Origin of the sequence: Polaribacter sp. WD7, assembly GCF_003335085.1 — a bacterium.
Taxonomy (GTDB): Bacteria; Bacteroidota; Bacteroidia; order Flavobacteriales; family Flavobacteriaceae; genus Polaribacter.
Genome location: NZ_QPEJ01000018.1, coordinates 103,132 through 124,091 on the forward strand (window position 1 = coordinate 103,132; position 20,960 = coordinate 124,091).

Genomic DNA, 20,960 nt, shown 5'->3' on the forward strand with positions numbered 1-20,960 from the left:
ATGTTTAAGATTAATGGTTAAAGTGATGATATAGTGCTATAAATATAAATCCTAGAGGTATCAGTATAGAATACGCTACCCCCACTTTTTCTAGTTTTTTTCTTAAAGAGGCAGCTCCTACAGATTGAAATGCAGAAGTAAAACCGTGTGCCAAATGCAACCCTAAAAAAACAAACGCTACAACGTACGCTATAACTCTTGCTGGATTTACAAATTTGTGCACCAGTTCTTCATGATAACGGTACCCTTCTACTCCTTGTACTGTTCCAGACCAATCTCCTTGAATAAATTTTGTATTGATTTCTGGAAACCAAAAATCTATAAAATGCAATGCTATAAATGCTAAAATGGTAAGCCCACTCCAAATCATATTTCTACTAAACCAAGTAGAATTTGCAGCTCCATTGTTTTTAGCATATCCTGCCCCGTTTGCTTTTTTGTTTTTTAGCTCTAAAATAAAACCCATTACAAAATGGAAAACCACTGCAAAAATTAATACAGGTTGTAACGCAAATTGTACTAATGGATTTGTACCCATAAAGTGAGAAACCTCATTAAAAAGCTCTGGGCTAAAAACAGATAAAGTATTTATTGCCAAATGTTGTAGCAAAAATATCATCAGAAAGAAGGCCGATAAAGCCATCGACACTTTTCTTCCGATAGAAGATTTAAAAAATCCGCTCATTGTATAAGTAGTTAAAATTTTACACAAAAATAAGGTTAAACTACTTGCTTAACAAACTTTGCGAACTATTTTGTTTGGTATTTAGAATTGTTATAAATAAAAATATACGTATTTAAATACGTATATTTTTAAGTATTTTACTAAGTATTATTAGAACTGGTTAAACATTTATTATTTTTCCACTTCCCTTTTAATTGACTCTTAGCTATTCTTTTACCTTCACAAGTCAAAAAATTTCCTTTTTTATCTTTTTTGATAATTTTCATCTCTCCTTTCTTGATTGCGTTTATAATCTTATAAATTAACGCTTTTCTAGTTAAACCACTATTTCTAGAGATCAATTTTAATCCTTGTTCATTGTTGTGTAAATCCATTTCTGAAGAAATTTCATCTGGCACAACTCCGTCTTCTAATTTATTTTTTTTAAAGGTCAAATAATTCTCTTTTTCATGAGCTTTTCCTAAAGAGCGGGCAGCTTTTTCTCCTATTTCTTGGTGCAACCTTGCCATCCAATATGCATGCCTAAAAGCATCTACTTGACCCCCAGATTTATCGCCATCTAACAAAATTGTTTTAGCAATAGAGTCTGATACTCTATTGGTTTCTTTAGATATTGCTAACGATTTTTTTGCTTTAAAAGGATGAAACAATACCCAAGTTCTTTTTGGAGGCGATAGTTCAAAAAAACTTTTAAAACTAGATTGAGCATTTACATTCATACATACTAGAATTATGAATAAAAAAAGGACTTTTTTCATACGTTAATTAGATGATTTCTTTAATTTCAATAGTTTGGGCATTCAAAGTTAACACGTCTCCCTTTTGTTTTCCTAACAATAATTTACCTATTGGAGATGAAACAGAAATTGCATAATACTCCTCGTCAAAGGCAACTAGTTTACCCGCTGAAATTACTAAAAAATAATTTGCTTTATCGGTTTTAATGATACTGCCCAAATGCGCATTTTTAGTAGTTTTGGTAATATTAATTTTTGACAAGATTTGCTGCATTTGAGAAATGCCTACCAATTGTTGGCTTGCCTTTTCCATTTCTAACTGCAACATTGCTCTACCTGTTTCATGCTTATCACCCGCAGAACTTTTGGTTTCTGATTGTAAAGCTTTTTGATTGGATGATATGATTTCTTGAACTGTTTGTAAACGTTTGTCTACAAAATCTTTACATTTTTGGTACAATATTTCTTTAATTTCCATACCTAACCAATAATTGCATAAGCCCCATAATTTCCATGATGTGAAATTGTTATAGAATTAGGCATTTTGTTTTGTTGTTGATACAAATAAGGTATACCAATTTTATTTTTTTTGAGAGATACCTCTGCAGAAAAATGAGACAACACACTTTGCGTAATCATTTTGGTGGATGACAAACAATTTTTAGTAAAAATAATTTTTGAAACCATTTTTTCTGATATATGCTTTTGCGCAATAGAATGTATGTAACCATCTGTTATACTGTATTTTATAACATAAACTTCTGACCCAATTTTTACAACACCTTCTGAATTTGAAAGATTTTTACACAAAAATTTTTGAGGTGCAAAAAAACGTTTTTGATATTTTTGAGTGTAGCATTTATAGGCCGCTTCTTTCATAGACCAAAACAACCAAACTTGCAGAAAAGGGTTTTTTGAAGTTAAGATAACTGTTTGTTCTTCTTCTGTAAATTGCTTTTGTAAAAAGCCTTTTCGTTGCCAATTGCTTTGGGTTTTTGCCAAATGTAAATCAACAATATCATTACCAATACTATGCATTCATCTTCTCTTGAATAATGGCTATAGTTGCCTTTACAGATAACATTTTTTCCATTGAATCATTATCTATATGGATATCAAATTCATCTTCTACATCTAAAATAATATCTACCAAATTTGCAGAGTTTATTTCTAAATCGTTAATAAAATCTGTTTCTTCAGACATTTTTTTAAAACCTTCTTCATTTTGAACATATGGTTTTACAATAGTGGTTAATTTTGATACAATTTCTTCTTTTGTCATTCTATTCTTTATATTTTTTAAAGATAACACAAGCATTAACATCACCAAAACCGAAACTTGCTTTTGCTAAAATAGTGATCTCTTTTTGTATTTTTTTTGTGGGTATTACCTCTTTTGTAATTAACTCTAAAATCTCTGGGTGAACATCTTCACAATTAATATTAGGAAAAACGAAGTTATGCTTAATTTGTAATACAGAGGCCACAGATTCTATTGCTCCAGCAGCAGCCAAACAATGCCCAACTTGAGATTTTAGCGAGTTTATAAATGGAAAATTAACCCCTTTTCTTTTCAGTGCTTTTGTCCAATTTTCTATTTCTAAACTATCTTTTGAGGTTGCTGTTAAATGCCCATTTATAACCTCTATTTCTGACGATTTAATTTTTGCATCTGCAATTGCATCTGTAATACATTTTTGAACAGCTTCAGCATTTGGGGCAGTTAACGTTCCGCCATTTCTTTGCCCTCCAGAATTAACGTTTCCGCCTAAAACTTCTGCATAAATAGTAGCTTTTCTTGCTAAAGCACTCTCTAAAGATTCTAATACTAAAGCCCCTGCACCGCTTCCGGGTACAAAACCAGATGCAGTGGCACTCATAGGTCTTGAGCCTTGTTTGGGAGTTTCATTGTGTTTGTAGGTCATTACTCGCATTGCATCAAAACCTCCCCAGGTGTATAAACTACTATCACTAGAGCTACCTACTAACATTCGTTTTGCTTTTCCGTTTTGAATACGCTCAAAACCCAATAATAATGCTTCTGTACCTGTAGTACAGGCAGATGAGTTTGTAGTTACTTGGTTACCTAATCCTAGAATTCCGCCCAAATAGGCGGATATACCACTAGCCATGGTTTGCACAACAGAGGTGCTTCCTAAACGTCTTACATTTTGGTCATCTATCTTATAAATAGCTTCCCTAAATTTTTCTATTCCTGATGTACCTGTTCCAAAAATTAAACCAGTATCGTAATCTAAAGTTGAGTTTTCATGAACCGCAAAACCAGCGTCTTTATATGCATCTACTGCAGCAATAATTCCGTACAAAATAGAAGTACTATGAAAACCTCTTAACTGTAAAGGTGTTAAATATTCGGCAATTTTTTCTTCTGAAATTTCAGGAATACCACCAATACAACACGAAAATCCTTTATCTTTTAAATTTTGATGAAATGAAATTCCTGATTTACCTTCTTGTATTGCCTTGTTAAATTCGTTTAACCCAACTCCATTTGGTGCAACCACGCCTAAACCTGTTATAACAACTCTATTTTTCATCTTATTTTGTTACGATCATACCTGATATGCTACCTCTACAAACCAATTTATTCTTTGCATTCATCATTTGTACTTTGCACATTAATTTGTTAAACCTAAAATATTCTTTTGTTGAAATTACAGTTATTTTTTCATTTGGTAAAACAGGCAAATAAAAATCTACCTGTTGAGAGGTTAGTGCAATTTGCGGTTTTTTAGAGATTGAAATTTTATCTTTTAGTAAGTAAATACCCAAACACACCACTCCAATTTGCGCCATAGTTTCTGTTAAAATTACACCTGGTGTAATTGGGTTATCTTTAAAATGACCTTTGTAAAAAAATTCGTTTTGTTGAAATGTGTAGTTTCCTATAACTCCGTTTTCTGATATTTCTATAACTTCATCAACAAACAAAAAGGGTTTTTGATAAGGTAAATATTTTACGATTTCTGATGATTTCATTTTTATGATTTTACCATTCTAACAAAACACGTTGTGCAGAAAACCCAGGGCCAAAACTTAACATAATTCCTCGTTCTCCTTTTTTAGGGTTTCTATCCATAAATCGTTCTAAAACATATAACACTGTTGCACTAGACATGTTACCGTATAAGCGTAAAACCTCTTTGGTATCGTCTATATTTTTTCCTAATACTCCAAACAAATCTTCTACAGTTTGCACAATTTTTTTTCCTCCAGGATGAAAAATCAAATGATCTATATCTTCAATTTTTAAATTATTTTGTTCTAAAAATGGATGTATAATTGCAGGAAAATGATCGGATATTTTTTGTGGTACTTCTTTATCTAACACCATTTGTAAACCTGTGTTTACCAAATTGAACCCCATCATTTTAGTAGCATCGTAAAAATGATACATTGCTTCATCTACAATAGTTGGGCCTTCATCTTCATCAAAAGAAGACAAAATAACAGATGAGGCTCCGTCTCCAAAAATAGCAGCACTTACAATGTTTGTCATTGAATAATCGTTAAGCTGAAAAGTTGCTGTTGGTGCTTCTATAGCTACAACTGCTGCTCTTTTATTGGGGTTTGCTTTTAAAAAGTTTTTTGCGTAAATAATACCGGATACACCTGCTGCACACCCCATTTCTGTAACTGGCAAACGTACAATATCTTGTTTCATTCCTAAAGAATTAATTAGATATGCATCTACAGAAGGAATCATGATTCCTGTACAACTCACTGTAATAATATAATCTATATCTGTGGGCTTTATATTTGCTTTGTTTAAAGATTTTTGAAGCGATTTTTCTGCCAATTGTACGACTTCTCTTTTGTAAATGTTATTTTTTTCTTCAAAAGATGTGGCTGTAAAGACTTCTTCTGGATTCATAATAGAGTAACGTTTATCTACACCTGCACCCTCAAAAAGCTTAATGACTTTGCGCTGAAAACGTTCCTCTTGACCTTGCATCCATAATTGTACAAACGGAATAATATCTTTGGTTTCTTTATAATATTTTGGCAATTGTTTTGCCACTGAAATAATTTTTACAGCCATTTATTTTTTTATTATCCACAAAAAACGGAATGCCCATTTCCACTGAATTTGTGGTTTTATATTAATTTTTGATGCTATTTTCTCTAAATCTTGTCGTTTAAATCCTCTTAAAACAGAGGTTAATCCGTCTTCAACAATCATTTTGTTTTTAATAAAAAAAGCCAATAACATAAATAAATAATATGCCAATTTATGACGATGTAAATCGTTAACAACAATACCTATTTTAGTTTGTTGCAACGTACTTTTTAAAAAAGAAATGAGTTGTTTTTCTTTAAAATGATGTAAGAATAAGGTGGCCACAACAACATCTATTTTTCGGTTTTTAAACTCATCAGAAAAAATATCTTCTGTTTTAAAATCTAACTCAGAAAAATCTACAGACAGTTCTTTTGCATACGCTATTGCTGTAGGATTTGCATCTACACCAATTAAACGGAATAAGTATCCGTTTTTTCTACCAAAAATGGCAATATCTCTTAAAATATCTCCATGACCACAACCTATGTCTACAATGGTAATTTCTTGTTCTTTTGGATGGTTTTTTAGAATAGTTTTTAATCCGTTTACGGTTACTTTATTACCACCCAACCAACGGTTTATGTTTTCTAATTTATCTAACGTATCTCTTAACAAATCGCCCCCAATAGAGAAATCGTCCATAATTTCTTCTTTGTCAGTTCTTTGTTTGGTGCTTACTATAAAATCCATTATAATTTTATGGGTTTACCGTGGGTTTGTTTAATGATAATTGGCAATAAAAAGGGTAGTTTTTGTAGTACTTGTAACATTAGATTTGCAATAGTATTATTTCTAAACAATTTTGCAATAAAATGACCCGCTTTTAAACGCCAACCAAATTCTTTTTTCCACTGTCTAATATATTGTTTTTCTAGTTGTGTTCTTGTTAAAATTGTACCTTCTAAATAATTTAGAATCAGTTTAGATGCAATTTGTGCAGATTGTATAGCCATACTCATTCCGTTTCCACAAAGTGGATGAATCATTCCTGCTGCATCACCACACATAATCATGTGGTTTTCAATTTGTTTTTTAGATTCAAATGAAATTTGACTGATGGTTAACGGTTGCCTAAAAATAGGAGTTGAATTTCTAAATATTTTTTTTAAAAACGTATTTTGATACACTACTTGTTCTTGAAAATCGTCTATATTTTTATATTTTTTAAAAGATGAAAAGTTAGTAATATAACAAAGATTTATAGCGTCTTTTTCTACCTTAGAAACACCACAATACCCTCCTTTAAAGTTATGAAGCGCAACTCTTTGTTCAGGAAACTCTCCTTTAACATGAATTTTTACACCTAAATAAGGAGATTTTTTTTGAATAAAATTTCTTTGTAATACTACATCTAAACCAGATCGTTTGCCAAAAGCACCAATTACAATTTTTGCTGTAAACGCTTCATTTTTTTTAGTTGTAACCGTAAAAACATCTTCTTTAAAAAAACTATTTTTTACAGTATCTTGTATTATGGTTACTCCATTTTGAAGTGCTTTTTTGGACAATTGAAAATCTAATGTAAATCTAGAAATACCAAAACCTCCTAAAGGTAATTTTGCTGATATCAATTTGTTATTGGTTGTAGACAATTGAAAATCTTCTATATGTACTGCTCCAAAATGGAAAGGGTTGATTTCTAAAAAATCTAAATACGGCAACACTTCATTAGAAATATACTCTCCGCAAACTTTATGTCTTGGATATGTGTTTTTTTCAAACAATACTACTTTTTTTCCATATTTTGATAAATGAATAGCATTGCACAAACCTGCTAAACCACCACCAATTATGATGACTTCAAAATCTTTTGAGGTGTTTTTAACTTGCTGCATTTATATATTTTTTTTAAAACAAATACTATTTTCCATAGCTATATATTGCCCATAGTTAGGTATAATTTTATAGTTGCATTTATGATAAAAATGTACTGCTTCTATTTGCCTTTTCCCTGTTTCTAAAACACAAGTATCGCACCCAATTTCTTTAGCCCAATTTTCTAATTCTTGTAGGGCTAATTTTGCAATTCCCAGGTTTCTGTAAGATTGATCAACAAACATTCTTTTTATTTCTACAGTTTTATCATCAAAATGTTTCATAGCGCCACAACCAATAGGCGTTTTATCAGCATAAATTACCACCACATTTTTTAAAACAGTAATAGTGTTAAATTGATTGTAAAAATCATGTTCGTCTCCGTCTGTAATTTTAAGATACGCATCTAATTTTTTTACCAAGTTGATAAAATCTTTATTTGCTGAATTGGTTCTTATTATTTTTAAATTCATAATTATGATAATGTGATTCTGAAACAAGTTCAAATTAATGAAAGAAGTATTTTCGTCAAAATTCAAATTTTAACTGTACCCAAACTGGGTCTTTTTTAATGGTATCTAAATTTCCAAAAGATATCCCCAATAAACGAACTGAGTTTTTTAATTTTTCTTGATATAACAACTCTTTTACTATGGGAAAAAAATCCTTTTTCTTGTACATAAAATGTTGTACAGTTTTACTTCTTGTTTGCTGTGTAAAATCAGAATATTTAATCTTTAATGTAATGGTTTTTCCTTTGGCTTTAGATTTTTCCATTCGTTTTTCTATTTCATCTGCAATATCATGTAACTTTTCTAACATAAACACTTCCGAAGATATGTTTTCTCTAAACGTTCTTTCTGCTCCTACAGATTTTCTTATTCTATTGGGCTTAACAGGGCTGTTGTGAATACCACGAACAATATTGTAATAATGAGCACCTGATTTACCAAAAAGAGAAACTAGCTCTTCTAACGTTTTTTGCTTTAAATCATTACCCACAAAAATTCCGAGATTGTACATTTTTGCTGCGGTAACTTTACCTACTCCATAAAATTTATGAACAGGTAATTCTTCTAAAAAACTAATAACCTCTTCTGGATGAACGGTTTTCTGCCCATTCGGTTTATTAATATCAGAAGCTACCTTTGCAATAAACTTGTTAATGGAAATTCCTGCTGATGCTCTCAAACCTGTTTCATCATAAATACGCTGTCTAATTTCTCTGGCAATATCGTTTGCAGACGGATTTCCTTTTTTATTTTCTGTAACATCTAAATAAGCCTCATCTAAAGAAAGTGGCTCTACTAAATCTGTATACTCATAAAAAATTTCTCGAATTTGAGCAGACAACTCTTTATATCTTGCAAAATCTGACTCTACAAAAATAATATGAGGGCATTTCTGTTTTGCCATTACATTACTCATTGCAGACTTTACGCCGTATTTTCTTGCTTCATAACTCGCAGCAGAAACCACACCTCTATCACCTCCACCACCAACAGCAACAGCTTTACCTCTTAATTCTGGATTATCCAATTGTGCAACAGACGCATAATAAGCATCCATATCTACATGAATAATTTTTCTAAAAGGAGGTTTTGAGTGTTTCATTGTATAAAAATACAATCTATATTTTTTTTACCTTTGCATTGCTAAAAAGAAAAAAATTAAAAAATGTATCTCAAAAGAATTCTTCCTTTTATTTTGCTCAATTTTTGTAGTGTTTTATTGTGTTTTTCACAAACAGAATTCATCACAACATGGAGAACTACAACCCCTAATGAAACAATTGTTATTCCTACCGCAGGTGGTGGTTTAAATTATGATGTAAATTGGGGAGATGGTAGCCCTAATAATACTGGAGTTACGGGAGATGTTTCACATATATATACCGCTGCAGGAACGTATACTGTTACCATTACTGGAACTTTTAGAAGAATCTTTTTTGATGGAATTGCAAATACTTACCCTGGTAATCCAGAAAAAATACAATCTATAGAACAATGGGGTGTAGGAAGATTATGGACTTCCATGAGTCGTGCTTTTGAAGGCTGTACAAATCTAGTAAATAATGCATCTGACGTACCAGACCTATCTGTAGCAACCTCTTGTCAAAGAATGTTTAGAAATGCTTCTTCTATTGGTAATGGTTTAGCTACTAATTGGACCAATTGGGACGTTTCTAATATTACAAGCATGACTCAAATGTTTAGAGACGCTTCCTCTTTTAATGAAGATTTAAATGATTGGAATACAGCTAGTGTAACCAATATGTCTAATATGTTTAGAGGCGCTACTGCTTTTAACGGCAACATAGCTTCTTGGAATACAACCTTAGTTACTAATATGGTTAGAATGTTTAATGGAGCTACAAATTTTAACCAAAATATTGGAGGTTGGAGCACTGGCGCAGTTACTTCTATGGGTTTTATGTTTAGAGATGCTACAAATTTTAACCAGAATATCGATGGATGGATAGTTACTTCTGTAGGTAATATGGACGAAATGTTTAGAAATGCTACTAGTTTTAATCAAGATTTAAATAGCTGGAATGTTGCTAACGTTTCCAACATGAGCGAAATGTTTAGAAACACCCCCTTTAATGGTAATATAAGTTCGTGGACGCCTTTATCTGTAACTAATATGTCTGGAATGTTTAGAGAAGCAACAAATTTTAATCAAAACATAGGAAGCTGGATTGTAACTTCTGTTACCAATATGAACTCTATGTTTTTTAATGCTGTTAGTTTTAATCAAGATATTGGTGGGTGGAACACGCTTAATGTTACCAATATGGCGAATATGTTTAGAAACGCAAGTAGTTTTAACCAAGATATTAGTGGGTGGAATACTGGAGCAGTAACCTTAATGAATGGAATGTTTAGAGATGCAGATGCATTTAACCAAGATATTGGTGGATGGAATACCATTAATGTTACCAACATGGGATCTATGTTTAGAGATAATAATAATGCCTTTGATCAAGATATTGGTGGGTGGAATGTATCTAACGTAACTAATTTTACAAATATGTTTGTTAATTCTAGGTTATCTGTTAGCAATTACAATGCTCTTCTTATTGGTTGGAATGCGCAATCACTTCAACCAAATGAAACTTTACACGCTGGTAGTTCTACATTCTGTTCTCCTGCCGCTATTGCTGCAAGAGCTAACATGATGGCATCTGATGGATGGACTTTTATTGATGGAGGAGAATTGACTTCTTTTGTTTGGACAGGTGATACCAACACAGATTGGAATACCTCAACGAATTGGCAAGATGGCTACGATACAGATTGTATTTTAGATGTTGTAATACCTACCACAACAAATAACCCTATAATAAACGCAACAGATATATTTACGGCTAATGATGTTACCATAAATGCTGGTGCTACCTTAACCATAGAGGGTGGTTTAACTGTACAAGGAAATTTAACAACTAACGATGGTCTTATCCTAAATTCTGGTGGCTCTATCATTGTTGAAGGCACATCTACAGGAAACTTAACCTACAATAGAGATTTACCCAATGTAAACGAATGGTACAATGTTGCTTCACCTGTTGGAAACGAGACAGTAGAAAATTATATTACTAACAACTCTTTATCTGTAGGAAGCAATAGTAACATTGGCTTGTTTTATTATAATAATAATACAACTAGTGGTTTTGCGGGTTCTGGCTTTATTTTTTATCAAGCTACTTCTACAGGTCCTTTTGAATCAGCTAGAGGTTACGGAACACAAATTAGTGCGGGTAATATTTCTTTTACAGGTACAATGCCAACTAATGATGGTGCCATCTCTATCTCTGAGGGTACAATGGGAAACATAACTCCTGATCCTAACAATTTAATCGGAAATCCTTTTCCATCTTATGTTGCTGCAAATAGTAATGCAAATGCAAATAACCTATTAAGCAACAACACAAGTATACTGAGTGAAGAAACTTTGTATTTTTGGGACAATACTATCTCTGATTATGCAACTATAAACAATGCTTCTCCCGCTTTTTATGTTGCTCCTAGTCAAGGTTTTTTTGTGAGTTCTACTTCTTCTGGAGGTGCTTTTACTATTTTAGAAGATTGGCAAAGTCATCAAACTTCAGAAGTTTTTTTCAAATCAAATACAGAACCATTTAGAATACGGCTTTCTGTTACAAATACAGATAACTTAACACGATTTACAGATGTTTTTTATTTTGATAACGCAACAATGCAGTTTGATAATGGTTTTGACAGTTCTAAGTTTAGCCAAAACACAGACTTAGATATTTACAGTCAACTAGTGGAAGGTGAAGCTGATAAAAATTTGGCTATTCAATCTTTACCCAAAACCAAATTAGAAACAATAGAAGTTCCTTTACATATTGTTGCTAACAAAGAAATTTCTCTTTCTATTTCTACGGTTAATAAACCTGAGGGTATTACCATTTATCTAGAAGACAGGTTGCAGAATTCTTTTACAAAGCTGGATGAGTTAAACGCTATAACTCTTGATATAAATGAAACCCAGAACAATTTAAGCCGTTTTTACTTACACACAAAATCTAAATCGTTGAGTACTGATAGCGATTTTACAAATACTTTATCTGTTTATGTCAATCAAAAAGAGCTAATTATTTTAGGAGATTTAAAAACAAAATACAACCTAAGCATATATGATGTTTTAGGAAAACTAACTTTAGTAAAAGAGAATATTCAATCTGATAGAGTTTCTCTAAATACTCTTAAAAAAGGAGTTTATGTAGTGCAGCTAAAAACAAAAGATGGTATTATAAACAAGAAAATTTTACTGAAGTCGTAGTTACGCATTTAAAAAATTTATAGTTAATGCTACAACTTTAGACAACTCTAGAGAAAGTTCATCTTTATTCCAAGGATGACTTGTATTAAACACATGGTTTGCATTTTCAATAATTTCCAATTGCGCATTTGGGTTCCATTTTTTTAAATTTTCTGCTTCCTCTACAAATACAGCATCGTCTTTATTTCCATGAATAATTAAATACGGAATTGTTAAATTCTCTACCGCATTTTGAATATTTAACCGTTCAGAATTTTCTTTAAAATTTAAATAGAACTGATAAAAATGTGGCATTTTTTGATTGGTTCTACCATTAACCACATACTTTACACCCTCTTTTTTCCACTGCTCTAAATCGCCAATAGTAGAAGATCTTTTTCCAAAATCGCAAACAGCAGCTAGTGTAATGACTTTTTTTACCCTATGGTCTTCATTAGCCTTTAACAATACTATACCTCCACCTCTACTGTGCCCTACTATAGAGATATCATTGGTATTAGCTTCATTTTTAAAGTCTTGATGAACAGAAACCCAATCAATAACAGCAGCCAAATCGTCTAATTCTTTGGTATAATTATTATTACCAAAAGCTTCTAGATCAGGAAAATCTATAGGCTGCTCTAAAGTACCTCCATTATGCGAAAAATTAAACTTTACAAAGAAAAAACCAACATCAGCATATTGCGTTGCTAATAAATTCCAAGGACCCCAGTCTTTAAATCCTTTATAACCATGACAAAATATAACTACTTTTTTGGGTTGATGGTTTTCTTTATAAAAAACATCAGTTACAATTGGCTTTTGATGCTTACCTGTAACAATTAAATTTTTTAAAATTTTCATTGATCGTATTTATACTGCTAATTTAAGCAAAGTAAACAAAGCAAATACTGCTGTAATATAACTTAATATCAAGTTGATATTGTTGGTTAATTTTCCTGCTTTTTCCTGAATTTTGTGAGCATATTTACCGTATAAGTACAAAATATAATAAGTACCTACAACAGAACCCGCAACAAAGAGAAATATTGAATTTCCGTTAAAGTCCATTAGATTAAATGCTCCTAAAAAAGCAATTATTCCGCTAAAAAAAGGGATTGCAAACATGTTTAAAGAAGATAAAACCAAACCAGCCACAAAAGGATTTTTTCTTGTAGAGGAAGCTGTATTTTTTGTTTTTTCTTTTTTATTTAATTTATAAAAATATATAGAAAGTAACAATAAGACTATAATTCCTATTTTTTGTAAAATGATAAGTAAAGATTGATTACCCGCTACGTATTTTGTCAGATACACAGATAGATATGCTTGAAAAAGCACAATTGACAGGGCTCCAAACATAAATTTGTTAAATTCCTTTTTATCACCATGTAAACGTATTTTTAAGGCAGTCATATTCAACACACTTGGTGGCGTATATCCTAAGAAAGAAAAAAAGATGCCTAAAAAAAAAAGTAAAATCATTAATTACGGTTTGTATTGTAGTTTGAGTCGTAATTAAATAGTTAAGATTACTTGTAAAGCAAATAAATTACATTTGTTACAGCTACTATACCTGTTAAAACACCTAAAATAAAATCCATTTTAGTGGCAACATACGTAAGTTTATGCTCTATTTTTTTTGCAACAATTGCGTAGAAGGAATACAACGTAAACGAACCTATTGTAGAACCAATAGAAAAATACAATGCACTTGTATAAGAGTAGTTAAAATACTCCATCCCAATCAAAATAGAAATAAATGTAAAATAAAAGGGAATTGCCATCATGTTTAATAAAGACATCATAACTCCATAAAAGTAGGCTTTAGATTTCGGAATTTCTTTGTCTTTTTTTTCTTTTTTAGTAGTAAAATGAAGTCTAAAAAAATTGATAGAAAGCAAAAAAAGAATTGCTGTACCAATTTTTTGAATTAAAGTGATGTACTCTGAATTTTGCATCAAAATATTAGACAAATAAGCACCTATGTTTGCTTGAAAAAACAACACTGTTGCATAACCTCCAATTAAATAAAAAGATGATTTTATTCCGTTTCGTAAACTAAATTTTACAACAGTTAAATTTAAAAAACTAGGTGTTATACTACCTAAACTAGCAATAATAAATCCCAAAAAAATGTAAGTGTAAAAAGCCATATTTGCAAGGGCAATTTAGAGGCTTTTTCTATGTAAAGTTAACTCAATCACTATAATAATTACTTCACATCCACAGGAATTCCTTTTTTATTAGACATATAAATAGCATCTTGCACAATTATGTTATCTAAATACGCTTCTACATCAGTTTCAAAAGGTTTTCCAGATTGTAGACATGCTATAAAATGTTCTTGGGTGTTGTATACACAATCTCCTGCAAAATTTATTTTTTCAAATAAATATTTGTGTACTCTTTCTTCTTTACCCAACTTTTGAATTGTAATGGTTCCATCATCAAACAAACGAATAGTTCCTTTGTTTCCGTCCAGACATATATTACCAAAAGTTAATCTTGGGTCTTCACTGGTATTTTCGTTAAAACGATTGGCATCTAAAAAACCCAACGTTCCGTTTGTAAACTCAAACTGCACCCATGCAAAATCTTCTCCTTTGATATTGGAATTCAAGGTTTTTAATTTTGAATATACTTGAGAAACATCTCCTATTAAATATCTAAAAACATCTATAAAATGAACACCAGTTTCGTAAATTAATAACTGTGGCATTTCTCTAAAATAAGGTTGACGATTCATGTAGGCATCTTCTTGCCAACCATCTCCCATTCGCATTCTCAAGTTGATGCTGTGAATTTTATCACCTATCACATTTGCATCTAACAACTTTTTAATCTCTCTATGCCAAGGCTGAAATCTAAAATTTTCGTGCACCATCATTCTAACTCCAGACTCTTTTATGGCTTTTGCCAAAGCCACAGATTCTTGATAAGTAGGTGCTAATGGTTTTTGACAAATAATATCAACTTTATGTTTTATAGCAATATCACAAAACAGTGAATGTGTTTCTGGTGGTGTTATAATATCTACAAAATCTGGTTTTTCAACAATTAACATTTCCTCAAAACTATCATAAGCAGTCGGTATGTTAAATTGGTTACATATGGCTTGTGCTTTTTCTAATCTTCTGCTAGAAACTGCAACAATTTCTACATTTTTCATTCGGTTCCAAGCTTCGTATTGAAACTGGCTAAAATATCCTGTACCTACAGCTACACCTCTTAGTTTTTTCATTACCCTTTAATTTAATATTCAGAAAAGTGTTTGTTTGGTTTCATGTTAAACCACAAAAAGATAGCAATTATATTTAATAGTGCACCAACAATAAAAAATAGGTTTGCATTACCTGTCCAAGACAATAGATATGGAAAAATTAATGCTGTTATAAATGCACCAATGTTTCCTGCCATATTCATGGTACCAGAAACTGCCCCTGAATGTTCTTTACCAATATCAGCACAAAATGACCAAGAAGAAGGTAAGGTCATATCTGCGCCAAAAATAGCAATACTTAAAAATGCTATTGCACCCATTGCAGAACTCATGTAAATACTACCTATTAAACCCATAGCTGCTAGTGCAAAACCAATAGTAGCAGGAATTACTCTTGATTTTTTCCAATCTCCTTTTCTAAAAATATAATCTCCTAAAGCACCTGAAAACCAATTACCGAAAGCGCCAAATACTAGCGGTATAGACGTATACAAACCAGCTTCTAATGTATTTAGGTTGTATTCACTTTTTACATGTGGAAACAACCAAGTTAATGCAAAGAAAAAGGTAAAGTTACTACAGAAATATTGCCCCATAGCCAACCACATGTTTTTAGATTTTATAAGTGTTCCAAAATGTATTTTTTCTTTTGCAACATCTGCTTTTCTTTCTTGTCTATGCTCTATGATAAAGTCTTTTTCTTCTTTAGAGAGCGCTGTATGATTTTCTGGATTATCTCTAAACAAAATATACCAAGCAACTGCCCAAAGTACCCCTACAATTCCCATAATTAAAAACGATGTTCTCCATCCAAAATTATCAATTAACCAAACCACCAAAGGCAATGCAAAAGCAGCTCCTAAACGCGACCCAGAAAAATTAATACCTGTTACTAAACCTCTTTCTTTTAGAGGTATCCAATTGTAAATAGCTCTTGTCATTCCTGGAAATGCACCAGCTTCTCCAGCACCAAACAAAAAACGAAGAATTAATAAGGATATAAAATTCCAGGCATACCCTGTTAATGCTGTAAAAACAGACCAAATAGTTACAATACTTGCCAGTACTTTTCTGGGGCCTAATCTGTCTGCTAACATCCCTGATGGAGTTTGAAAAAATGCGTATCCTAGAGAAAAAATAGCTAATACCCACCCCATCTGTTTGTCTGTTAAACTTAATGCTTCAGAAATTGGTTCTTTAGCCACAGAGATACAAATACGATCTATGTATAATAATAGTGCTAAAAGAAATGTACCTGTTACCATTAGGTATCGTTTTGGGAAATAGCTTAATTGTTTCATGTTAAAAGTTTAGTTAATTGATATAATGCTTCGCTGTCTCCTACGTTACCAGGAAATATGATGTAAGGCATGTTAGGAAACTTGGTCTCATTGCCTAATTTCCATACAGGTACACCTTTTAAAACTTGCCCTAGAACGTGAGCTCTTTGCACATTTAGGCCTTTAGTAGCAACATCGCTAGAGGTAATTCCTCCTTTTGCTACAATATATTTTGGTTTTATATTTAGTTGTTTAATTATAGTTATTACTCCGTTAGAAACTTTATTTACAATGGCTAAACTTTCTGCTTTAGTTTCTCCTTTGATAATAGTTCTACTGGTATAAAATACTACGTCTTTATTTTCTTTTAAATGGTGATTTATTTTTTGAGATAGTTCTTTTACATGATTTTTAAAAAGCGTATCATTTTTTATAGTTGATACGTTCAACTCTAGAAAAATAGCATTAGAATGTTGTTTTAAAAAAGCCAATTGTACTGTTGTTTTAGGTACATAAGAACCTATTACAATTAAAGAACCTCCTATTTTTTGATGTGTTAAAATTTCTTCTTTTACCAGACAAGCTTTAGCTGCTATACCTGTAATTGCATTTACAAAAGAGGCAGATGTTCTTAACAAAAATGGTGCGCTACTTTTTAAAATTGCCAATGCCACAGCTTCTAAATCTGTATAACTTGTTGCATTTATAACTATATGCGATTTTTCTAATGATTCTATTCTTTCTATAATTTTCTCTGTAGATTGTGTTCGTAAAAATTGTAATGAAAGACTATCTATTGATGTTTTATCAATATTACCTGTATATTTCTCTACAATCCAATCTTTTAAATTTGCATTTTTGTATCCGAAAGTATTGTCTTTTGCAAAAGGAGTTTTGTTTGCTGGTATAAAATTGTTTTCTTCTTTCACATAATGAACATCATTAAATGTAAAACGTCCTCCTTCAAAAAAAGCTGGAGCCAAAATATGAGTTGCATTTTTTATACCTAATCCTTTAGCTAATGCATCAACTTCGTTGGGATAATGGCCTCTTAATGTAGAGTCTCCTCTACTAACCACAATAAGTTCTTTATTATATTTCTTAGCAAGTTCTTTTAGTTTTTTTCCAAGTAGTACTGCCAAATTATTTGCTTCTTCTACCTGTAAACTTCTAGAGTTTGTTAAAATGAAAAAAATGGGGTTTTTTTGAATTTCTTCTTCTAAAACAGATGTATTCCAACTGGTTACAATAGGCAAATCGTAAACTGTTTGGGTTCCAGTTGGGTCATCGTCTAAGATAACAATAGATTTAGGGCTTGTTATAATTTCTTTTTGTATCTCTTTTAAAAAACCATTGTGTTGGTTTCCTTCAGAAATAGCCTTTAAAATATCTTTCTTTAGCATTGTTAATCTTGTAAAGCAATTACCCTAGATGGTGCACCATCTCCACCTTCAACCTTTAATGGCAGTGCAATTAACGTTACTTTTGGTGTAGTAATTTGTTCTAAATTGCAAAGGCCTTCTACGATAATAATATCGTTTTTCATTAATATGTGATGAATATTGGTAACCTCTTCTAGATTGTTAACATCGGCTACAGAAGGTGGTTCTACACCCAACATATTTACCTTTTTTTCACCTAACCAATTTGCCAATTCTACACTTATTCTTGGTAAATTATCACGATAAGCCGCAGTTCCTAATTTTTTGCTCCAACCTGTATGTAATAAAATACTTTGTCCTGCTTTAAAAACATCAGCAATACCATCTAAATGCGCTATTAAAATTTCTTCCTTTGGTTTTATGTGTGTAAGGTTTACCACCCAAGCTTCACTAATTAATCGTTCTATAGAAAGTTTGTCTATGGTTTGTGCATTGACTCCAAAATGTAATGGAGCGTCCATATGAGTTCCGCTATGCGAGTACAAATTTAATGTTGTTGCGTTCCAACCATTTTTATCTATGGTTTTAGCAGGCGTAATAACTACACCATCCATCTTATTATTGACGGATAGTGTTAAATCTATTATTTTTTTACGCTGCATTTTAAGCGGTAACTAATTTTGTAGCCTCTATATGTTTAACTACGCGATTTGAAATTTCTGAAGTTGAGGCATTTCCACCCAAGTCTACAGTTAAATTACCTGCTGCAGTTGTAGCTTCTATACCTGCCACAATATCTTTTGCCGCTTCTACTTCGCCTAAATGTTCTAACATAATAGCTGCAGACCAAATTTGTCCTATTGGATTTGCAATATTTTGACCCGCAATATCTGGCGCAGAACCATGAATTGGCTCAAACATAGACGGAAAATCTTTTTCGGGATTAATATTTCCACTTCCTCCAAGACCTAAGCTTCCCATAATTGCACCTCCTAAATCTGATAAAATGTCACCAAAAAGATTTGTTGTTATAATTACATCAAACACTTCTGGTCTTAGCACAAAACTTGCAGATGCGTTGTCTATATACATTTTATTAAATTCTACATCAGGATATTCTTTAGACACCTCTTCAATTACTCTATCCCAATACGCTAAACTGTTAATAAGTGTGTTTGATTTTGTTACATTGGTTACTTTATTTCTACGTTTTCTTGCCAATTTAAAAGAATAATGTGCAATTCTTTCGATACCAAAACGTGTAAAAACACTAGTGTCAGTTGCAAAACCATGCGCATCATCTGCATAAAAAGTTTTACCACTCTGTACAAATTCTCCTTCATTATTTTCACGAACCACTACAAAATCAATATCTGCTTCTGTTTTTGTTCTTAACGGACTTTTTAAGCCAGAAAATAATTTTACAGGTCGATAGTTTACATATTGATTTAGTTCTGTTCTTACTTTAAACGTGTAATCTTTTGCTGGCAAAGTATCATCTATTTCAGGTAAACCAACAGCTCCAAAATAAATGGCATCAAACTGTTTTAAAGTTTCGATAGCATTATCTGACATAAATTTACCATGATTTTTATAATACCCTGCTCCAAACGGAAATGATTCTTTTTCTAGTTGAAAGCCATGTTTCTTTGCCACAGCCTCTAAAACTGATACTCCTGCAGGCACAATTTCTGCACCAATTCCATCACCATTAACAACGGCAATCTTATAACTTTTACTCATTTTAATTTATTATTTTAATTGTTTTAACAATATGTTTGTGCAAAAAATTGCATAATCAAATTTTAAGAATTTGATAAAATTTAATGACTATTTCAACAAACATATGTAATTTTGAACCATCATTTTTACAAATACCTTATTTTTTGTGCAATTTTTTGCGCAAAAGATATTTATTTTGAATATAAAAACCATGTCCTCTTATAAAAAAGAAATTACGCTGCAAGACATTGCAAAGACTTTACAAATTTCTGTGTCTACTGTTTCTAGAGCTTTAAAAGGGCATCCTAGAATTAGTGAAACTACACAAAGAAGAGTAAAACAAGCAGCTAACCGTTTGGGGTATTTATCTATAGATTTATTAGAAGAACAACAAAAGAAACATTCTAATTTAATAGGTATTATTGTTCCTAAAATAAGCTATCATCTGTATGCTATGGCTATAAGTGGTATTGAAAAAGTTGCTGAAAGTAACGGCATGCACATTATTGTTTGTCAATCAAATGAATCTTACCAAAGAGAAAAAAGTTTAGTAGAAGAATTGATAGCTATAGGTGTAAACGGTATTATTGCCTCTTTAGCAAGTGAAACTAAAACGTTTTCTCATTTTAACCAATTAAAAAAATTGGGGATACCCATAGTTTTTTTTAATAGAGAATGTAAAGATGTTATTAGCAATAAAGTAACTATTGATAATTCTAGAGCAGCTTACGAAGCTGTTAGTCATTTAGTTGACGTAGGTTGTAAACGTATTGCGTATTTAGGTGGTCCAGAAGTGTTACAAATAAATAGAGATAGAGCCAACGGTTACAAAAAAGCGTTGCAAGACAATAATTTAGAGGTTATTGAAGACGATTTGGTATACAGTAATTTTGATAAAGAAAGTATACTATCTGCTGCTCGTATGTTATTGTATGCTCCTATGCATCCTGACGGAATTTTAGCATTTAGCGATCAAATTGCTATTTCTGTAATGCTAGTTGCTAAAGAAAGAGGTATAGATATTCCAAAAAAACTTTGTATTATTGGTTTTAACAACGAACCGGTGGGTGAATTCATTAACCCTTCTTTAACCAGTATTTCTCAACCTGGTTTTAGAATGGGAGAAGAGGCTGCACAATTATTGGTAAAAGAATTAAAAGAACCTAGTAATTTGTATGAGAAAAGAATTTTAAAGTCTTTTTTAGTCATAAGAAACTCTACAAATAAAAATAAAGCAAAATAAA

The 20,960-nt window shown here is 31.6% G+C and carries 22 protein-coding genes; 2 read left to right on the forward strand and 20 right to left on the reverse strand.

The window, feature by feature from the left end:
* Positions 1 to 10: 10 nt before the first annotated feature.
* From DUT90_RS09655 to dinB, 12 genes are all read right to left on the reverse strand, one after another.
* A complete protein-coding gene (locus DUT90_RS09655; protein ID WP_114426980.1) occupies positions 11 to 685 on the reverse strand; it encodes a succinate dehydrogenase cytochrome b subunit in 675 nt (224 codons plus the stop codon).
* Positions 686 to 825: 140 nt separating this feature from the next.
* A complete protein-coding gene (locus DUT90_RS09660) occupies positions 826 to 1,404 on the reverse strand; it encodes a DUF6973 domain-containing protein (RefSeq protein WP_258848539.1) in 579 nt (192 codons plus the stop codon).
* A 46-nt stretch (positions 1,405 to 1,450) separates the two neighbouring features.
* Complete coding sequence (locus DUT90_RS09665) at positions 1,451 to 1,900, reverse strand: GreA/GreB family elongation factor (protein ID WP_114426982.1); 450 nt, start codon at positions 1,898 to 1,900, stop codon at positions 1,451 to 1,453.
* A gap of 2 nt (positions 1,901 to 1,902) precedes the next feature.
* Positions 1,903 to 2,460 carry a 4'-phosphopantetheinyl transferase superfamily protein gene (locus DUT90_RS09670; RefSeq protein WP_114426983.1) on the reverse strand — a complete coding sequence of 186 codons (558 nt, stop codon included), beginning with the start codon at positions 2,458 to 2,460 and terminating at the stop codon, positions 1,903 to 1,905.
* Positions 2,453 to 2,704 (reverse strand): acyl carrier protein, encoded by a 252-nt coding sequence (locus DUT90_RS09675; RefSeq protein ID WP_114427655.1) that lies wholly within the window; start codon positions 2,702 to 2,704, stop codon positions 2,453 to 2,455. The genes DUT90_RS09670 and DUT90_RS09675 overlap by 8 nt, the downstream gene beginning before the upstream one ends.
* A 1-nt stretch (position 2,705) precedes the next feature.
* On the reverse strand, positions 2,706 to 3,980 hold the full coding sequence (locus tag DUT90_RS09680; RefSeq protein ID WP_114426984.1) for a beta-ketoacyl synthase: 1,275 nt from the start codon (positions 3,978 to 3,980) through the stop codon (positions 2,706 to 2,708).
* A gap of 1 nt (position 3,981) precedes the next feature.
* Positions 3,982 to 4,422, reverse strand: coding sequence for a 3-hydroxyacyl-ACP dehydratase FabZ family protein (locus DUT90_RS09685; RefSeq protein ID WP_114426985.1), 441 nt, complete (start codon positions 4,420 to 4,422; stop codon positions 3,982 to 3,984).
* Positions 4,423 to 4,432: 10 nt separating this feature from the next.
* Complete coding sequence (locus DUT90_RS09690) at positions 4,433 to 5,485, reverse strand: type III polyketide synthase (RefSeq protein WP_114426986.1); 1,053 nt, start codon at positions 5,483 to 5,485, stop codon at positions 4,433 to 4,435.
* Positions 5,486 to 6,196, reverse strand: a complete 711-nt coding sequence (locus tag DUT90_RS09695; protein ID WP_114426987.1) for a methyltransferase domain-containing protein — start codon at positions 6,194 to 6,196, stop codon at positions 5,486 to 5,488.
* Positions 6,196 to 7,341, reverse strand: coding sequence for an NAD(P)/FAD-dependent oxidoreductase (locus tag DUT90_RS09700; protein WP_114426988.1), 1,146 nt, complete (start codon positions 7,339 to 7,341; stop codon positions 6,196 to 6,198). Before DUT90_RS09700 ends, DUT90_RS09695 begins: the two co-directional genes overlap by 1 nt.
* The gene (locus DUT90_RS09705; protein WP_114426989.1) at positions 7,342 to 7,794 is read right to left on the reverse strand and encodes a GNAT family N-acetyltransferase; all 453 of its coding nucleotides are present in this window, start codon (positions 7,792 to 7,794) and stop codon (positions 7,342 to 7,344) included.
* Positions 7,795 to 7,849: 55 nt separating this feature from the next.
* A complete protein-coding gene (gene dinB, locus DUT90_RS09710; RefSeq protein ID WP_114426990.1) occupies positions 7,850 to 8,935 on the reverse strand; it encodes a DNA polymerase IV in 1,086 nt (361 codons plus the stop codon).
* 63 nt (positions 8,936 to 8,998) lie between these two features.
* Between dinB and DUT90_RS09715 the strand changes: the two genes are divergently transcribed.
* Complete coding sequence (locus DUT90_RS09715) at positions 8,999 to 12,130, forward strand: BspA family leucine-rich repeat surface protein (RefSeq protein WP_114426991.1); 3,132 nt, start codon at positions 8,999 to 9,001, stop codon at positions 12,128 to 12,130.
* Here the strand turns inward: DUT90_RS09715 and DUT90_RS09720 are convergent, their stop codons facing one another.
* From DUT90_RS09720 to DUT90_RS09755, 8 genes are read right to left on the reverse strand one after another with little or no spacing between them, the layout of a single operon-like run.
* Positions 12,131 to 12,973 carry a S9 family peptidase gene (locus DUT90_RS09720; protein WP_114426992.1) on the reverse strand — a complete coding sequence of 281 codons (843 nt, stop codon included), beginning with the start codon at positions 12,971 to 12,973 and terminating at the stop codon, positions 12,131 to 12,133. It lies immediately after the preceding gene.
* A gap of 9 nt (positions 12,974 to 12,982) precedes the next feature.
* A complete protein-coding gene (locus tag DUT90_RS09725) occupies positions 12,983 to 13,594 on the reverse strand; it encodes a LysE family transporter (protein ID WP_114426993.1) in 612 nt (203 codons plus the stop codon).
* Positions 13,595 to 13,641: 47 nt separating this feature from the next.
* Positions 13,642 to 14,265 (reverse strand): LysE family translocator, encoded by a 624-nt coding sequence (locus DUT90_RS09730; protein ID WP_114426994.1) that lies wholly within the window; start codon positions 14,263 to 14,265, stop codon positions 13,642 to 13,644.
* A gap of 59 nt (positions 14,266 to 14,324) precedes the next feature.
* Positions 14,325 to 15,353 (reverse strand): Gfo/Idh/MocA family protein, encoded by a 1,029-nt coding sequence (locus tag DUT90_RS09735; protein WP_114426995.1) that lies wholly within the window; start codon positions 15,351 to 15,353, stop codon positions 14,325 to 14,327.
* Between the two features lie 11 nt (positions 15,354 to 15,364).
* Positions 15,365 to 16,633 carry an MFS transporter gene (locus tag DUT90_RS09740; protein ID WP_114426996.1) on the reverse strand — a complete coding sequence of 423 codons (1,269 nt, stop codon included), beginning with the start codon at positions 16,631 to 16,633 and terminating at the stop codon, positions 15,365 to 15,367.
* Positions 16,630 to 18,015 carry a four-carbon acid sugar kinase family protein gene (locus tag DUT90_RS09745; protein ID WP_114426997.1) on the reverse strand — a complete coding sequence of 462 codons (1,386 nt, stop codon included), beginning with the start codon at positions 18,013 to 18,015 and terminating at the stop codon, positions 16,630 to 16,632. Before DUT90_RS09745 ends, DUT90_RS09740 begins: the two co-directional genes overlap by 4 nt.
* 2 nt (positions 18,016 to 18,017) lie before the next feature.
* Positions 18,018 to 18,656 carry a cyclase family protein gene (locus tag DUT90_RS09750; protein ID WP_114426998.1) on the reverse strand — a complete coding sequence of 213 codons (639 nt, stop codon included), beginning with the start codon at positions 18,654 to 18,656 and terminating at the stop codon, positions 18,018 to 18,020.
* A 1-nt stretch (position 18,657) separates the two neighbouring features.
* Positions 18,658 to 19,737 (reverse strand): tartrate dehydrogenase, encoded by a 1,080-nt coding sequence (locus DUT90_RS09755; protein ID WP_114426999.1) that lies wholly within the window; start codon positions 19,735 to 19,737, stop codon positions 18,658 to 18,660.
* A gap of 175 nt (positions 19,738 to 19,912) precedes the next feature.
* Here DUT90_RS09755 and DUT90_RS09760 point away from each other — a divergent pair, with 175 nt between their 5' ends.
* A complete protein-coding gene (locus DUT90_RS09760; protein ID WP_258848540.1) occupies positions 19,913 to 20,959 on the forward strand; it encodes a LacI family DNA-binding transcriptional regulator in 1,047 nt (348 codons plus the stop codon).
* The last annotated feature ends 1 nt before the right edge of the window (position 20,960 follow it).

What these genes read in the sequence shown, in the direction of transcription:
- DUT90_RS09655 (WP_114426980.1), bottom strand. Translation starts at nt 685, where the DNA reads ATGAGCGGATTTTTTAAATCTTCTATCGGAAGAAAAGTGTCGATGGCT.
- DUT90_RS09660 (WP_258848539.1), bottom strand. Translation starts at nt 1,404, where the DNA reads ATGAATGTAAATGCTCAATCTAGTTTTAAAAGTTTTTTTGAACTATCG.
- DUT90_RS09665 (WP_114426982.1), bottom strand. Translation starts at nt 1,900, where the DNA reads ATGGAAATTAAAGAAATATTGTACCAAAAATGTAAAGATTTTGTAGAC.
- DUT90_RS09670 (WP_114426983.1), bottom strand. Translation starts at nt 2,460, where the DNA reads ATGCATAGTATTGGTAATGATATTGTTGATTTACATTTGGCAAAAACC.
- DUT90_RS09675 (WP_114427655.1), bottom strand. Translation starts at nt 2,704, where the DNA reads ATGACAAAAGAAGAAATTGTATCAAAATTAACCACTATTGTAAAACCA.
- DUT90_RS09680 (WP_114426984.1), bottom strand. Translation starts at nt 3,980, where the DNA reads ATGAAAAATAGAGTTGTTATAACAGGTTTAGGCGTGGTTGCACCAAAT.
- DUT90_RS09685 (WP_114426985.1), bottom strand. Translation starts at nt 4,422, where the DNA reads ATGAAATCATCAGAAATCGTAAAATATTTACCTTATCAAAAACCCTTT.
- DUT90_RS09690 (WP_114426986.1), bottom strand. Translation starts at nt 5,485, where the DNA reads ATGGCTGTAAAAATTATTTCAGTGGCAAAACAATTGCCAAAATATTAT.
- DUT90_RS09695 (WP_114426987.1), bottom strand. Translation starts at nt 6,196, where the DNA reads ATGGATTTTATAGTAAGCACCAAACAAAGAACTGACAAAGAAGAAATT.
- DUT90_RS09700 (WP_114426988.1), bottom strand. Translation starts at nt 7,341, where the DNA reads ATGCAGCAAGTTAAAAACACCTCAAAAGATTTTGAAGTCATCATAATT.
- DUT90_RS09705 (WP_114426989.1), bottom strand. Translation starts at nt 7,794, where the DNA reads ATGAATTTAAAAATAATAAGAACCAATTCAGCAAATAAAGATTTTATC.
- dinB (WP_114426990.1), bottom strand. Translation starts at nt 8,935, where the DNA reads ATGAAACACTCAAAACCTCCTTTTAGAAAAATTATTCATGTAGATATG.
- DUT90_RS09715 (WP_114426991.1), top strand. Translation starts at nt 8,999, where the DNA reads ATGTATCTCAAAAGAATTCTTCCTTTTATTTTGCTCAATTTTTGTAGT.
- DUT90_RS09720 (WP_114426992.1), bottom strand. Translation starts at nt 12,973, where the DNA reads ATGAAAATTTTAAAAAATTTAATTGTTACAGGTAAGCATCAAAAGCCA.
- DUT90_RS09725 (WP_114426993.1), bottom strand. Translation starts at nt 13,594, where the DNA reads ATGATTTTACTTTTTTTTTTAGGCATCTTTTTTTCTTTCTTAGGATAT.
- DUT90_RS09730 (WP_114426994.1), bottom strand. Translation starts at nt 14,265, where the DNA reads ATGGCTTTTTACACTTACATTTTTTTGGGATTTATTATTGCTAGTTTA.
- DUT90_RS09735 (WP_114426995.1), bottom strand. Translation starts at nt 15,353, where the DNA reads ATGAAAAAACTAAGAGGTGTAGCTGTAGGTACAGGATATTTTAGCCAG.
- DUT90_RS09740 (WP_114426996.1), bottom strand. Translation starts at nt 16,633, where the DNA reads ATGAAACAATTAAGCTATTTCCCAAAACGATACCTAATGGTAACAGGT.
- DUT90_RS09745 (WP_114426997.1), bottom strand. Translation starts at nt 18,015, where the DNA reads ATGCTAAAGAAAGATATTTTAAAGGCTATTTCTGAAGGAAACCAACAC.
- DUT90_RS09750 (WP_114426998.1), bottom strand. Translation starts at nt 18,656, where the DNA reads ATGCAGCGTAAAAAAATAATAGATTTAACACTATCCGTCAATAATAAG.
- DUT90_RS09755 (WP_114426999.1), bottom strand. Translation starts at nt 19,737, where the DNA reads ATGAGTAAAAGTTATAAGATTGCCGTTGTTAATGGTGATGGAATTGGT.